Genomic DNA, 15,862 nt, shown 5'->3' on the forward strand with positions numbered 1-15,862 from the left:
TGATGATAAAACTTACCGGAGTAAATAAGTATTACAACAGGCGGAAACAGAACGAGATTCATGTAATCGACAACACTTCTGTGGAACTGCCTGATTCCGGCATCGTAACCATGCTGGGACCTTCCGGATGCGGAAAGACCACCCTCCTCAATGCAATAGGCGGACTGGACAAGGTGGATTCTGGCTCAATCTACATTGACGACCAGCTCATAACCCGCCACAGCACCGGAAAAATCGACGACATAAGAAATGCAAGAATCGGATATATTTTCCAGAATTTCAACCTGCTGGATGATCAGACCGTCTTCGAAAACGTGGCTGTGGCTCTCCGCATGGTGGGAATCAAAGATAAGAAAATAATTAAAGAGAGGGTGAACTACTGCCTGGAGGCTGTGGGAATATACCAGTTCAGGAATAAAGATGCAGGTGCCCTTTCAGGAGGTCAGAGGCAGAGGGTGGCCATCGCAAGGGCCATCGTGAAGAACCCGAGAATTATCATTGCCGATGAGCCCACAGGAAACCTGGACAGCGTAAATACTATTCAGGTCATGAATATCATCAAGACCATATCCAGGGACAGGCTGGTGCTGCTGGTTACCCACGAAAGGGAGATAGCCCAGTTCTATTCTGACAGAATCCTGGAAATGAAGGACGGAAAGGTTCTTTCTGACAAGATTAACGATTCATCTAAGTATCTTGATTACCAGCTGGAGAACAGGATTTATCTGAAGGATATGCCTGTGGCAGGACGGTTCCGCAAAGATGATATGACTGTTTCTGTGTACAGCGACAGGCCCTGGGAGAAAGGCAACATAAAGATGGTGCTGAGAGGGGGAAACCTCTTCATTGACACCGGCGGAAAATACAATGTCATCGACGAGACCAGCAATATCCAGCTCATTGATGATCACTACTCTGCCATGGATGAAAGTGTATACCAGGATGAAAGATTCCAGTACGACAAGTACATGCCGGAGAATTTCAAGGCAAAATACAGGTCCGTGTACACTCCATTCAACATGGTGGCCAAGGGCTTCAAGACCGTGAAAGGCTTCAGGCGGCTGAAGAAGCTGCTGCTTCTGGGCTTCGTTTTTGCAGCCATGTTCACCTTTGTGGCAACCAGCAACGTGCTGGGAGTTCTCCAGATAGATGACAACGACTTCATGCTTTCGGACAGACATTACGTTACAGTGTCGAATCCTTCAAAAAACACGGATCTCATCAACCGGGTAAGCCAGATGAAGAACAGCACTTATGTGGTGCCGGGAGATTCCACAGTTACCATAAAGGTGCCTCTAAATGACTACATTCAGACATCAATGGCATCTGCAGCCCTGAGCGGTTCAATAGTCAGATCCGATATGATAACGGATAAAGACGTTAAATACGGAAGGCTGCCGGCAGGCAGCGGCGAGATGGCCGTGGACAAAATGATGATCCGCAGATATCTGAAGGCAAAGGCTGGGAAAACTGCAGGCATCACCTCCTATGACCAGTTCCTCAACAGGACGGTGACTATTCCAAACGTAGGGGACCGGGTGATCACCGGAATAACAGACACAGGTTCTCCTTCAATTTACGTTCCCCAGGATCAGGTGATGTACTACATCGCCAATTCCCCTAAGGGACAGAACCAGCTCATGGGAGATTCTTCAGCCTTTGACGTGAGCCAGGGAGGAGATCAGGAAGAAGCTCAGACAGGAGCAGCGGCTTCATCTGTAATAGATTACGCCCTCAGACCGTCGGGCCTTAAGATAAAAAAAGGCAGGGCTCCTGAGAACGATTACGAGGCGCTGGTAAATTACTCCCATGCAGAGGAGTTCCCGCTGAACAAGACCATCAGCAAGAAGATGAACAACACTCCTCTGAAGGTAGTGGGATATTACACTAACGATACACCGGAGGACAACACTTACGTAAACAGCAGCACCATATACAACAACTACGTAAGCAAGCAGAAAGTGATGTCCGTTTACTCTGATAATCCACAGAAACTGGTATCGGAGCTGAAGGCCGCAGGCCTGGATGGTCAGGTTAACTACGACAGAGATAAAGCCGAGTTTAAAGATTCTCAGAAGAGCATGACCAGAAATGCTCTTATTCTTGCAGGAGTAGTCCTTGCCATCGCTCTCATCGAGATGTACCTGATGCTCAGGTCATCCTTCCTTTCCAGAATAAAGGAAGTGGGAACACTGAGAGCCATCGGTCTCAAGAAGAAAGACATTTACTCCATGTTCCTGGGCGAGATAATAGTGATTACAACCATCACGGCCATACCGGGGCTCATATTGATCTACTACATCATGACCAATGTAATAAAGATCACCAGCTTCCTGGCCAGCCAGTTTATGGTCACTCCGTCGGTGGCTGTTTTGTCCTTTGTTTTGATGATGGCCTTCAATATCGTGGTTGGACTTATTCCTGTATGGAGAACTCTGAGCAAGAGACCGGCCCAGATACTGAGCAGAACCGATATCTGATAACTGAAATCTGATATATGACATATGACACTTGATAGCTGATCTGAAAACCGGGCGGCCCCTTCCCTGTTTCGCGGGAAAACCGCCTGGTTTATTTGTAAGCGTACAATCAAAGTGATATAATTTTTCCGTTAATATACAAGAAAACCGGAGGAAAACATATGAGTGAAAATAACACCAATTCTGAAATGATGAACAATTTTATCCATGACATCATTGATGAAGAACTGGCCCAGGGTAAGGTAACAAAGATCGCTACCAGGTTTCCCCCTGAACCTAACGGATATCTTCATATAGGTCATGCTAAATCCATATGCCTGAACTTCGGTACGGCTTTGAAATATGGAGGCACCTGCAACCTGAGATACGATGACACCAACCCTGTAAAGGAAGACGTGGAATATGTAGATGCCATAGAAGAAGATGTAAAGTGGCTGGGATTCCAGTGGAACAAGAGACTCTGGGCTTCAGAATACTTCGATACCATGTATGAGGCAGCAGAAGAACTTATTAAAAAGGGCAAGGCTTTCGTCTGCAATCTTACTGCCGACCAGATCAGAGAGTACAGAGGAACGCTGACAGAGCCAGGCAAGAACAGCCCGTACAGAGACAGGACAATCGAGGAAAACATGGAACTCTTCCACAAGATGAGAGACGGAGAGTTCGGTGATGGAGAAGCTGTGCTGAGAGCTAAGATTGACATGGCCAGCCCTAACATAAACATGAGAGACCCTGTAATCTACAGAGTTTCACATACAACTCACCACAATACGGGAGACAAGTGGTGCATCTATCCGATGTACGATTTCGCTCATCCCATTGAGGATGCTATCGAAGGAATCACCCACTCCCTGTGCACCCTGGAGTTCGAGGATCACAGACCTCTGTATGACTGGGTTCTCAAGGAAGTAGGCTTCTGGCCAAACCCTCCACGCCAGATTGAATTTGCCCGCCTCAATATTACAGATACCTTGATGAGCAAGAGATATCTGAAGAAGATGGTAGATGAGGGCAGAGTAGATGGATGGGACGATCCGAGAATGCCTACCATTGCAGGAATCAGGAGGAGAGGTTACACCCCGGAAGCAGTAAGGAAGTTCTGCGAGGAAATCGGCGTGGCCAAGGCTAACTCCACTGTAGACGCAGCTCAGCTGGAGGCAGCAGTGAGAGACGATCTGCAGAACAAAGTGCCTGCAAGAAACGTGGTAATGAACCCGATCAAGGTTATCATCACCAACTACCCAGAGGGGCAGAAAGAGATGGTTACCGTTGAGAACAACAGAAACGTGCCTGAGATGGGAGACAGACAGGTGCCTTTCGGCAGAGAGCTGTGGATTGACGGAGATGATTTCATGGAAGTTCCTGTAAAAAAATATTTCCGTCTCTTCCCAGGTAACGAGGTGCGATTCAAGGGTGCATATTTCGTTACTTGCAATGAAGTAGTGAAAAACGAAGATGGCACAATCAAGGAGCTTCACTGCACCTATGACCCTGCCACAGGTGGCGGCGGAGTAAATGCCGGCCGTAAAGTAAAGGGTACCATTCATTTCGTTGAAGCCGATTCAGCAGTCAGAATCAGGATCAGAGAATACGGTCACATGATGAACACCCTGGAAGACGGTTCAATGGAATTCAACCAGGACTCTCTGAAAGAAACCTGGGGCTATGCAGAGCCTTCATTGGCAAAAGCTGAACCGGGAGAGAGATTCCAGTTCTTCAGAAAAGGCTATTACATTGCAGATACTAAGCTGACCACCGATACAGAGAAGGTGTTCAACAGCATTGTCAGCCTGAAGAGCTCATGGAAGAAATAGAATAATTTTATTATGCTCAGCAGTTCTCCTAAGGATCTTGCTGAGCATAATCTGTATACACCAGATGTTGAAGATTATGAACAGGGAGGAGTGCTATTAACAGCTTATTTTACACAATAGTAGGAATAGCCAATACACAGCCTGTCTTTGCAAAGGTTTTTACCACCACGCTGAGATGGGTGTTTGTGGTGCTGGCCATATATATTCTCCTGAAATGCATTCTCTCCCTTCTTTCCACAAGAGCAACCCCTGAGGTCTGGGGATATCTTTATGTGGAAGATGGAGTAGGAATTCCAATTACTCACTGGGAGAACGTTATCGGCAGATCCAAATCTGTTGACATACGGCTGCAGAATCCCACGATCTCGAAAAATCAGTGCATACTGATCCGCAGGAAGGACGGCAAGTGGCTGATCAAGGATCTGGACTCAAAGAACGGAACTGTTGTAAACGGAACTCAGCTGATCCCAAGCAAAAGGTACATCATAAACCCCGGAGATGAGATAGTGATGGGTGGAACCAGGTGTACTCTGGCAACGGTCAGCATCGAGGAGAGCAACAACAATGAAGAACTGAGGAAACTGGACAAGAAGCCCATGAGGCCGTGGAAAACCATGATTGCCATTACGGCTTTCCAGATTCTTACTATTATCCAGCTTATTATTGCCCTGGGTACCAAGATTACTCCGGTGGCTGTTTTTTCCATGCTTCTTCTTTCCGTGATAATGTGGGTCTACGTAATTGTATCCCGCTCCTTTGGAGCAAGAGGTTTCGAGATGGAGCTCATCGCTTTCTTCATGTCCACCATCTCCATGGCGGTAACGGCCTCCTCTGCACCGGCGTCGGCAATTAAACAGCTGGCTGCCATAGTCATCGGAATCTGCTTGTTCCTTTTCATGTGTATCTACCTGAGAGACCTGAACAGAACAAAGAAACTAAGACCTGTTCTCATCTGGCTTTCCGTAGGCCTTCTGGCCTTCAACCTGGTTTTCGGTACTATCAAGTACGGTGCTGCCAACTGGGTAAATATCGGAGGAGTTTCTGTCCAGCCTTCCGAGCTGGTCAAGATAGCCTTTATCTGTATCGGCTCAGCCACTCTGGAAGAGCTGTTTGACAAGAGAAACCTGATGGTGTTCGTTGTGTTCTCATTCTTCTGCCTGGGATGTCTGGCGCTGATGGGAGACTTCGGAACAGCAATGATATTCTTCATCACATATCTTGTTGTGTCATTCCTGCGAAGCGGAGACTTTTCAAGGCTCATCCTTACATTTGTGGGAGCCTTCCTCATGGGCCTGATGGTCCTCAGGTTCAAGCCATATATTGCAGCGAGATTCGGTGCCTGGGGTCACGTCTGGAAGTATGCAGACGGCATGGGATACCAGCAGACAAGGACAATGTCTTATGGAGCCGGCGGAGGCCTTCTTGGTCTGGGAGCGGGAAACGGTTCTCTTAAAACCGTAGGAGCTTCTAATACGGACCTGGTTTTCGGAATGGTCATGGAAGAGTGGGGATATGTAATAGCAGTGCTGCTGGTACTGTGCATAATCACTCTTTCCCTCTTCGCAGTTAACTCTATTATGGCGGGCCGGTCCACCTTCTATACCATCGGTGCATGCGGCGCAGCTACTATGTTTATTTTCCAGACGATGCTGAACGTCTTCGGAGCAGTGGACCTCCTTCCTCTTACAGGAGTTACGTTCCCATTCGTTTCAGCAGGAGGAACCAGCATGATAACCTCATGGGCCCTTCTTTCATACTTCAAAGCGGCGGACATGAGAAAAGATGCTAGTATTGCCATACGAAAGCGGGGGTAGAAGATGCAGAAACTTGAGAACAGAGCAAGAATATGCCTTCTGCTGGCAGCCGTCCTCTTCCTGGGACTGGTGGTTTTCACCTGGAGACTGGTGGTTCATGGAGCAGAGTGGGCTACTTTTTACGGGAACACCCAGATCTACACTAACGGCATGATCAACCGCGGTACGGTTTACGACAGAAACGATGTAATGCTGATGCAGTGTACTCCAAATGGTGTTGTTTATCCTGACAGCAGTGTTCTCAGGATGTCCACCGTTCATGCAGTTGGAGATCCTAAGGGAAACATGTCAACAGGGGCCATCAACATGTGGAAGGGTGGTCTGATCGGCTACAACCTCCTTAACGGAACCTATGACACCACCAAAGACGGAAAAAAGATAACGCTGAACATTGATTCAAAGGCCAATGTTGCGGCATACGAGGCTCTCGGAAGTCACAACGGAACGGTGGGAGTGTTCAACTACAAGACAGGAGAGATTCTCACAATGGTATGTAAGCCGAGCTTCGATCCTCTTGGTACACTTCCTTCAGATCCGGATTCATCTATTTATTTCAATCCCTTCCTTCAGGGACTGATGACCCCGGGATCAACCTTCAAGCTTGTTACCAGTGCTGCCGCAATAGAATATGATCCGGATATCGATTCTTTCTCATTTACTTGCGACGGTGTGAATCACTACGGAAATGCCAAGTTTGCATGTACCGGTGTCCACGGGACTTCAGACTTCGAGAGAGCTCTTGCAGTTTCCTGTAACGGTGCCTTTGGTGCCATTACAAGAGAGGTTGGTGCAGATAACATGAAAAAAGAAGTGAAAGCCTGCGGCCTCACTTCTTCTATGGATATTAACGGAATAAAGACAGCGGCTGGTTCCTTTGACTTCCCTTCAGATGATGAGGTAGCCCTTTCCTGGGCCGGCATCGGACAAGGCAAGGACCAGGTCAACCCTGCTGCCATGATGGCTTTTGTAGGCTCCATTGCCAATGGAGGAAAGGCCATTCAGCCTTCTCTGATCAAGAGTTCCAATATTATCAGGAAGGTTACGGGTGGAAAGTCCATGGGTGAGTACATGTCTCAGGACACTGCAGACAGGCTGAAGTCCATGATGAAGAACAACGTAGAAGTAACCTACGGTACAGGAAACTTCCCTGGACTTGATATTTACGCAAAATCAGGAACTGCAGAAGTGGGAACAGATAAGAACAACGGCTGGTTTGTGGGATTCATTGATGATCCGGACCATCCTTATGCCTTTGTAATATGGGTTCAGGGAGGAGGAACCGGATATCAGGTTGGAGGACCTATTGCCAACGACGTATTGAACACTTTGATTCAGGACAATTAAGATGAGATATGATCAGGAGCCATGGGTTTAACCTGCAATTGATGGTTAGAGAACTCCGATGCCTTCAAGGAGAATCTTCAGCCCCAGGAGAACCAGTATTATTCCCCCGGCAATCTCTGCCTTGCGTTTGAATTTTTCCCCGAAGAAGTGACCGATGTATATGCCTGCCAGAGAGATGATGAAAGTGGTAACTCCAATCATAGAAACGGAAAGGCCGATGCTGATTCCCTTTATCATGGCCAGTGAAATACCTACGGCCAGTGCGTCGATGCTGGTGGCAACTGCCAGTCCCGTAAGCTCAAGGTAGTTCATTGCGAATTCCTGACAGGCGCATCCATCTTCATCATCACATTTAACGGCTTCCACAATGGCCTTGATTCCTATGAGGGCCAGGAGGATAAAGGCAATCCAGTGGTCGTAGTCTGCGATTATACCTATGAACTGCCTGCCCAGGTAGAAGCCAATAAGTGGCATGAACGCCTGGAAGCCTCCGAAAAAAAGAGCGATTATTGAGCCGTTCTTGAGTATGTTTTTCCTCATCTGAAGACCCTTGGTGATTGAAACGGCAAAGGCATCCATGGCCAGACCTGCACCCAGCAGAATTATTTCGATTATAGACATGTGGTTTCCTCTTTTTTCCGGTATTCTGGAATTGATGCAATAACTTAGTTTCTTTCTGTGTCCGGTTCTTTATATGGTTTCGGACTGTCAGACAATGGAGGCTATTATAGCATAATTCGTGACCAGGGAAACTGTTTGCCAGGATGTTTTGTATTTTTGTAAATGCCACAAATTATTTGTAAAAACCGTTGACTTTGTACAATAAAAATTGTTATATTAGATAAGCCATTTGAATAATACCTGACTCGATAGAGGTTGCGGCGATCAAGATTAGTCACCGGCAATAGTCAAAGGGAGACTGCCGGGAGATGAAAGGGGGAGCCGCCGAAGATTACCATGGACCCTTAACATGGAGATCTGGGCCGTCATACAATATATGACGTACTGTCACATCGGGACGTGCAAGAGGCACCGTCTGTGTGGAGCGCTATCAATGGTCTGAGGTGATTGCGGATACCGTAATTGTTTACTTGCCATGGATACGTTTCAGACGTTATTCATGGCTTTTTAGTTGTTAAGGATTCTTACAGAAACCAGGGGAACCCGGAAATAACATGGAGAAACAATTACTTTTTCACATTTATCTGGAGGTTATCAAATGAGTACACGAACAAACAGGAGCAGGGTCATATACATTATCGGCCTTGCCATTCTCATGGTCAGCGGATTCACTGCCTTTACCATGGCCGGCGACGGAAAGCCGGCACTTTACGCCACATGGGTGTCCATTCTTCCGCCTGTTGTTGCCATAGGACTGGCTTTAATAACTAAGGAAGTATACAGCTCCCTTTTCCTGGGAGTTCTTACAGGAGCTGTGTTGTACGCAGGACCGAGTTTTTCGGGAATCATTAACAGGCTGCTCAATGACGGAATCGTAGCATCCCTGACAGATACAGGCAACATGGGAATCATCGTTTTCCTGGTGGTTCTGGGAATCATGGTTTCGCTGATGAACCTGTCCGGCGGTTCAAGGGCTTTCGGACAGTGGGCTATGAAGAGAATCAAGACAAGACAGGGTGCTGAGATCGCAACTATCGTTCTTGGAATGCTGATTTTCGTAGACGATTATTTCAACTGCCTCACTGTTGGATCAGTTATGAAGCCTCTTACAGATGAATACAAGATTTCAAGAGCTAAGCTGGCATATCTGATCGATGCCACAGCTGCACCGGTTTGCATTCTTGCTCCTATCTCTTCCTGGGCTGCTGCAGTTTCAGGATTTGTAAAGGGTCAGAACGGATTGAGCGTGTTTATTCAGGCTATTCCTTTCAATTTCTACGCAATACTGACAATCGTCATGCTGTTTTCACTGGTAATCATGAATTTCGATTACAGCAAGATGGCTGTCTATGAGAGAAATGCTATAGAAAACGGTGACCTTTTCACAGTAAGAGACGAGAACGCCATCAATGCAGAGAAGGCAGAGGAGAATGCAGGAACCCACGGCAAGGTTATCGACCTGATGTTCCCGGTTATCGTTCTCATTATCTGCTGCGTAATCGGCATGGTATATACTGGAGGATTCTTCAGCGGCACAGATTTCGTAACAGCCTTTGCTAACTGCAGTGCTGCCCAGTCTCTTTCAATGGGAAGCCTTGTGGCCCTTATTATTTCAATAATATTCTATGTAGTCAGAGGAACAATTTCTTTCACAGGATGCATGAACTGTGTTCCTGAAGGATTCAAGTCAATGGTATCTCCAATTCTGGTTCTGACTTTTGCATGGTCGCTGAAGGTTATGACAGATGGCCTGGGACTTGCAAAATTCATCAGCGGACTTGTAAGCGGCGGAATGCTGGTTTCACTGTTCCCTGCTATCATCTTCCTGATTGCATGCGGCCTGGGAATCGCCTCTGGAACATCATGGGGCACTTTCGGAATCCTGATTCCAATTGCACTGGCAATTACCGAGGCTTATCCTGACATGACAATCATAGTAATCTCAGCCTGCCTGGCAGGTGGTGTGTGCGGAGACCACTGCTCACCAATTTCGGATACAACTATCATGTCCTCTGCAGGAGCTGCATGTAATCACATCAGCCACGTTGAGACCCAGATGCCTTACGCAATGACTGTAATGTGCGTATCAGCAGTTACCTTCCTTGTTGCAGGATTTACAAAGAGCGCATTTATCTCACTTCCTGTAGGAATCGTTCTGATGATCGGAACGCTGGCATTCCTCAAGAAGAGAGCTCACGTTACAGAGATCGTTGAAAGATCATCTGCAGAAGCAGAGAATGCTTAAAAAAGCCAGATACGAAAAGTTTAATTGATACACTTAAAAGGACCGTTTCACCTGAATAGAAGTGAAACGGTCCTTTTGTTTTGTTCTGATTATCATTCTATTACCACCGGCGTACCTACTTCCAGCATGCTGTACAACTGGGCTGCATATGATGAAGGCATGTTTATGCATCCGTGGGAACCGCTGTACCTGTAAATGTTTCCGCCGAAGGCTCCTCTCCACGGAGCGTCGTGGAACCCTACCTGGCCGCCGATAAAAGGCATCCAGTATGTTACCGGGCTTTCGTAATCCTCGCCTTTCAAGGTGATGTTCATACACTTCCAGTTCACCATGAAAACTCCCTTAGGAGTGCTGTGGCCTGCTGAGACGTTTCCTGTAACCACAGGACAGGAAAGAACTGCTTTTCCATCTTTAAAGTAGGTGAGGTGCTGCTCGCCGGTGTTCACATACACATATGTAGTGTTCAGTCCGTATCCTGGCTTCAGAACGTGGACCACTGCTGTCTTCTCGGTCTTGTTCCCGTTGGAGTCCGTTGCGGTGGCGTAAACCTTGTAATCTCCTGGCTCGTCCTCGTTTACTGATGATGAGTCAATGTGAAGATCAAGTCCGGAACCATCGTCTACAGCCTGAAACATGGAGTTGTAGTCAGGGTCGTTGCTGAATCCTCTGAGGGTGCTTTCAGCCATGCCGGCTATGATGGTCATGTCTTCAGCCCTGGTGAATTCCGGCGCCTTGTGGTCTCTCACCTTAATATAAAATGTCCGGTACTTCCTTCCGTTATAATTAATGGTAAGTTTGTAATCACCTGGCTTGTCGTAGGCTGCGCCTGGAACCTTTACTCCATCGTATTCAATAGATGAATGCTTCCTTATATAGGCCTTCTCTTCGTCTGTCATGCCGGACATATCTGCATATGAGTCTATATCAGTGGGGACAGGGAATCCGTATTCTATATCCAGGTTCTGGTAGGCGTACTTAGCCTTGATCTTCAGAGCAGGAGAGCAAGAAGAACAAGATAAAGCAACAGCCGCAGCCAAGGCAAGAAGGAATATTATTTTTACTGTGGATGAATGGGTGAATCGTTTCGCTTTATTCATACAAAATTACCAATTATCAGATTCAAAGCACGTCTGGAAATTATATAATAGAGAAGCACAATATGGAAGAGCGAAAGGAAAACAGCTATGGACGTAATTGAAGGAAAAGAGCTGGAGCTCATCCTGGACTCCAGAGAAGAAGGAAAAAGACTTGATCTGAGAGACCGCTACATCGCCAACGCCAATCTGGCAGGCAGAGACCTGCGGAACATAGACTTTTCAGGCTCCACTCTTGAAAAAGTAGATCTCACAGGGGCGGACATGGACGGCGACAACGTACACAAAGTGTGGTTCAAAGACTGTCCAATGCACGGAGTGAAGCTGACCAACTGTGATGCAACTGAGGCGACTTTCCGGTGGATAGACCTGACGGACGGAGATATATCCGGCACCAATATTTTCAGTTCCCTGCTGGAATATGCCAAACTGGACGGGCTGAAATATGACGACAGAACTCAGTACTACAAGCTCAGGTGCCCTGAGACGGGGCCTTTTATTGGCTGGAAATGCTGTACAGAATGGAGGGTGGTGCAGCTCCTCATTCCTGCAGACGCAAAGAGGGTGTCGGCAACTGCCAATACATGCCGGTGCAGCAAGGCAAAAGTTCTTTCCATCAAGAGCATCGACGAGACCATTAAGTACGACTGGGCTCAGTCTACAGTTGACCCTGATTTTTACTATGAGACCGGAAAATGGGTTTATCCCAGCAGCTTCGAGGAAGACCGGTGGAAGGATTCTTCTCCGGGAATCCACTTCTTCATGGAAAGGCAGGAGTGTGTGGATTACCAGACCAAATAGGACCGGGTTATGCATGATATAAGAGATCACTGTCTTTAATTAATGGAATAAACTGTGTTATAATTAACACAGTTATGGGGTTCTGTACTCCGCCGGTAGGAAACCTTTCTTATCCGGTGAAGGCACACTGTCCCCGGCTGATTTTTCATGAAAAGTTAAATAAGGAGATTTTAAAATGGCTTTCAAGAATTTTGAAGAAATGGCAGCTGCTGTAAAGGCACATCCTGTTACAAAGAGACTGGTACTCTGCTGTGCTCACGATCCTCACTCACTGGAGGCTGTTAACGAGGCAGTTAAGGACGGCATGATCAAGGCTGTTCTGGTAGGTAAGGAAGAGGAAATCAAGAAGCTCATCGCTGAGGGCGGATATGATGCCATTGCTGATGCTAAGATCTACAACGAGGAAGACGATGTTGAAGCAGCTAAGAAGGCTGTAAGCCTGATCAGAGAGGGCGAGGGAGACTTCCTCATGAAGGGCCGCATGCAGACTGCAGATCTTCTGAAGCAGGTTGTTAACAAGGAGACTGGACTGAACCTGGGCAAGACAATGTCACACGTTGGTCTGTTCGAGGTACCTACATACCACAAGGTTGCAGTTCTCACTGACGGCGGAATGCTCCTTCACCCAACACTGGAGCAGAAGGTTGATGTTATCGACAACGCTGTAGATACTCTGAGAGCTATGGGATATGAAGAGCCAAAGGTTGCATGTCTCTGCGCAGCTGAGAAGCTGAACAAGAAGGCTCCTGAGTCTGTAGATGCAGCTGAGCTGAAGGCAATGAACGAGAGAGGCGAGATCAAGAACTGCGTAGTTGAGGGACCAATCTCCTTCGATATCGCTCTGAACAAGGAAATCGCTGATTTCAAGGGATTCCAGTCACCAGTTGCCGGTGATGCAGACGTACTGCTGGTACCAAACATGGCTTGCGGAAACATGGTAGGCAAGGCATGGACTGTTACAGGAAATGGCAGAATGGCAGGAATCATTGTAGGCGCAAAGGCTCCAGTTGTTCTGGTATCCAGAGGAGCAGGTGCAGACGAGAAGTATTATTCAATCGCATTTGCAGCAGCAGCTACAATGTAGTTTCTGGAAGCCGTACAATTTCGACTTTAGACAGCCGGGCGGAAGCCCGGTTTTTTCATTGCAAAAAAATAATAGGTTCTGCCAGGGCCCGGGGTGTGAGGAGAATGAGGGAAATATGGAATAACAGACTGCTCGTTGTGTGAAGGCTACTAAGAAAATCATCAGGTTAGTGTTATAATTGGAATCAAGAAAATCCCGGTTCCACAAACCGAGGGAGAAGGGAGACAATTATGGGCACAGCAAATTTTGACAGATATAAAGACAGGCTCATTTGGGGATATAGCACGAGAAAAGGCGGAATCAGCACTGGGATTTATGAATCCATGAACCTCAGCTTTAACACAGGAGATTCCTTTGTAAATGTAAGAAAAAATTACGAGCTGTGGGGTGAATCTCTTGGGGTAGATGCCCACAACATGGTTCTGGTTAAACAGACTCACACAGCCAACGTGATTCCCGTGGATAAAAGCTTCCGGGGAGAGGGGCTGTACAAGCCGTGGAGAACAGATTATGACGGAATGGTTACAAGAGAAAAAGGCCTGGCCCTTGTGACAACCCATGCGGACTGTGTGCCTGTGTATATCTTCGATCCTGTGAAAAACGCCATTGCCATGGTCCATGCAGGCTGGAAGGGTACTGTATCTGAAATTCCAAGGCGGGCAGTGGATACTATGGTGAGGTTCTACGGCTGCGATCCATCGAACATGGTGGCCATGATCGGCCCTTGTATTTCACGGAAAAGGTTCCAGTGTGACAGCGACGTGATTGTCAGAGTTAAGGAGATGCTGGTAGACGGGTCGGATCAGTGGAACTTCGACGAGGAAGAGGGAAAATATCATGTTTCCCTTGCGGGACTTAACCGGCTGGTGCTGGAGGACTGCGGTGTGCCTCACGAAAATATTGACATGAACGACCAGTGCACCTACGACAATGAGGAATTGTATTTTTCCCATAGAAGACAGGGTCGTGCCAGAGGAGGCCAGGCAGCTCTCCTCATGATGAAGCAGGACTGATCTAAGGGAAATTAAGGAGTCTCCATAACAGCAACAGTGAAATCAGGCAGGTTCATTTACATGTCCTGCCTCTGTTTGTTTGTGGTCAGGTTGAAACTGAAAAATTCTGATGGTATCATAACAGCAGTTTTCTCAAAGGATAGAAGAGAAAGGATATATAAATGAGAACATTGATGATGTTTGCCAGCATTGCCACAGTGGCGGCGGGCACATTCTGTATAGCAAATTCCACAGTGCCTTTTGCAGGAGCAGCCTTCGTAATAGGTGTAGTTCTTCTCTTTCTGGGAATATGCGAACTGATAGCAGACAGAGTATATGCCATCAGACATAACACAGAAGAGCTTGATGTAGAAGGCTTTATTTACATTGTACTGGGAATCGTAATACTCACTGGAATGCTGGCAGAGAATTCTGCAGTTATGGCAACATTCGCCCTCTGGTCTGTAATTGAAGGACTGAGAACAATGTCCGGAAAGCGGTTCAACCTGAGAGACAATTCAAAAGATGAGAACGTAACCCAGCTTCTTGGTGTTATAACAACAGCCTTTGGAATATATATGTTCTTTAATATTGCGCTGTTCAACTTCCCTGTGTTGATGATGGTGGGCATAGTTGTGTTCCTTATTGGAACTAACAGGTTCCTCTTTGCGTTGAACATCCAGTACAACGCCCCGGAATTCCTCACAGGAACTCACGAGCGTCTTGCAGAAGCTAAAGCCGAGGAAAAGAAAGCTATGGCAAAGGCAAAGGAAGGCATTAGAGAGACAAATGTTGCAAGGAGAAAAATAGAGCGTCTTAGTCGTGAGGCTGCGAGGGCAGGTAATATGAAGATAGACGACAAGGACAGAAGAAGATCCCGGGGGAACAGGTAAGAACCTTTCCTCATTTGGAAAATGATTTGATACATGGTTAAAGTCAAATTAAGGTTCAGTTAATGAATTTGAAAAAAGTACTTGCAGGATAATCAATCCTGTGGTATCTTAAATAAGTCGTATTTAGCGACCAGTAAACATCGGAACTGACGAACAAATTTCTGAAAAGAAAATAAAAAAAGTTCTTGACAGAGAGTTGATTCCGAGGTATACTAAACGAGTTGTCGCTTGAAGCGATGACAGCACATTGAAAACTAAATAGTACAAAGAAACCAGTCGAAAGAACTGTAGCAATACAGACTTAAGACAATGTACATAGCAATCATGAGATGGTAAGTCAAATGGTTCACGTACAATTCTTTAAAACAATGATTTCGAAACGAGATCGAGCGCAAAGCGTCAGATCTGAAATCAGGATCGATTTAAATGCCGAAAGGCTTTAAATACAAATTATAAAGAGTTTGATCCTGGCTCAGGATGAACGCTGGCGGCGTGCCTAATACATGCAAGTCGAGCGAGAAATTCTTTAATGAATCTTCGGAGAATTTAGAGGATGGACAGCGGCGGACGGGTGAGTAACGCGTAGGCAACCTGCCTCACACAGAGGGATAGCCATTGGAAACGATGAATAATACCTCATGAAACCGGAATAACACATGTTGATCCGGTCAAAGATTTAT

General features: G+C 46.7%; 11 protein-coding genes, 1 rRNA gene and 1 riboswitch. Of the genes, 10 read left to right on the top strand and 2 right to left on the bottom strand.

Annotated elements, in window-relative coordinates; all coding sequences use genetic code 11:
* Positions 1-2 precede the first annotated feature (2 nt).
* The 4 genes from FYJ66_RS03440 (at position 3) to FYJ66_RS03455 (ending at position 7,452) form a co-directional block, all read left to right on the top strand.
* Positions 3-2,480 (top strand): ABC transporter ATP-binding protein/permease, encoded by a 2,478-nt coding sequence (locus FYJ66_RS03440; RefSeq protein WP_154572103.1) that lies wholly within the window; start codon positions 3-5, stop codon positions 2,478-2,480.
* A gap of 161 nt (positions 2,481-2,641) precedes the next feature.
* Positions 2,642-4,294, top strand: coding sequence for a glutamine--tRNA ligase/YqeY domain fusion protein (locus FYJ66_RS03445; protein ID WP_154572104.1), 1,653 nt, complete (start codon positions 2,642-2,644; stop codon positions 4,292-4,294).
* 185 nt (positions 4,295-4,479) lie between these two features.
* Complete coding sequence (locus tag FYJ66_RS03450) at positions 4,480-6,108, top strand: FtsW/RodA/SpoVE family cell cycle protein (protein WP_338071116.1); 1,629 nt, start codon at positions 4,480-4,482, stop codon at positions 6,106-6,108.
* Between the two features lie 3 nt (positions 6,109-6,111).
* A complete protein-coding gene (locus FYJ66_RS03455; RefSeq protein ID WP_154572106.1) occupies positions 6,112-7,452 on the top strand; it encodes a penicillin-binding transpeptidase domain-containing protein in 1,341 nt (446 codons plus the stop codon).
* A 45-nt stretch (positions 7,453-7,497) separates the two neighbouring features.
* On the opposite strand, the gene FYJ66_RS03460 is transcribed toward FYJ66_RS03455, so the two are convergent.
* Complete coding sequence (locus FYJ66_RS03460; protein ID WP_154572107.1) at positions 7,498-8,073, bottom strand: manganese efflux pump MntP; 576 nt, start codon at positions 8,071-8,073, stop codon at positions 7,498-7,500.
* Between the two features lie 241 nt (positions 8,074-8,314).
* A riboswitch (Lysine riboswitch) is annotated at positions 8,315-8,511 on the top strand.
* Positions 8,512-8,671: 160 nt separating this feature from the next.
* Here FYJ66_RS03460 and FYJ66_RS03465 point away from each other — a divergent pair.
* Positions 8,672-10,318, top strand: coding sequence for a Na+/H+ antiporter NhaC family protein (locus FYJ66_RS03465; RefSeq protein WP_154572108.1), 1,647 nt, complete (start codon positions 8,672-8,674; stop codon positions 10,316-10,318).
* Between the two features lie 92 nt (positions 10,319-10,410).
* Here the strand turns inward: FYJ66_RS03465 and FYJ66_RS03470 are convergent, their stop codons facing one another.
* The gene (locus FYJ66_RS03470; protein WP_154572109.1) at positions 10,411-11,415 is read right to left on the bottom strand and encodes a L,D-transpeptidase family protein; all 1,005 of its coding nucleotides are present in this window, start codon (positions 11,413-11,415) and stop codon (positions 10,411-10,413) included.
* An 87-nt stretch (positions 11,416-11,502) separates the two neighbouring features.
* On the opposite strand from FYJ66_RS03470, the gene FYJ66_RS03475 reads away from it, so the two are divergent.
* The 5 genes from FYJ66_RS03475 to FYJ66_RS03495 all read left to right on the top strand — a co-directional run.
* A complete protein-coding gene (locus FYJ66_RS03475) occupies positions 11,503-12,213 on the top strand; it encodes a pentapeptide repeat-containing protein (RefSeq protein ID WP_154572110.1) in 711 nt (236 codons plus the stop codon).
* Between the two features lie 175 nt (positions 12,214-12,388).
* Positions 12,389-13,297 carry a phosphate acyltransferase gene (locus tag FYJ66_RS03480; RefSeq protein WP_154572111.1) on the top strand — a complete coding sequence of 303 codons (909 nt, stop codon included), beginning with the start codon at positions 12,389-12,391 and terminating at the stop codon, positions 13,295-13,297.
* Between the two features lie 230 nt (positions 13,298-13,527).
* Complete coding sequence (gene pgeF / locus FYJ66_RS03485; protein ID WP_154572112.1) at positions 13,528-14,310, top strand: peptidoglycan editing factor PgeF; 783 nt, start codon at positions 13,528-13,530, stop codon at positions 14,308-14,310.
* Between the two features lie 161 nt (positions 14,311-14,471).
* Positions 14,472-15,182 (top strand): HdeD family acid-resistance protein, encoded by a 711-nt coding sequence (locus tag FYJ66_RS03490; protein ID WP_154572113.1) that lies wholly within the window; start codon positions 14,472-14,474, stop codon positions 15,180-15,182.
* 449 nt (positions 15,183-15,631) lie between these two features.
* A 16S ribosomal RNA gene (locus FYJ66_RS03495) occupies positions 15,632-15,862 on the top strand; the annotation flags it as partial.

Origin of the sequence: Allobaileyella intestinalis (genome assembly GCF_009695865.1) — a bacterium.
In the GTDB taxonomy this organism is placed as follows: Bacteria; Bacillota; Clostridia; order Peptostreptococcales; family Anaerovoracaceae; genus Allobaileyella; species Allobaileyella intestinalis.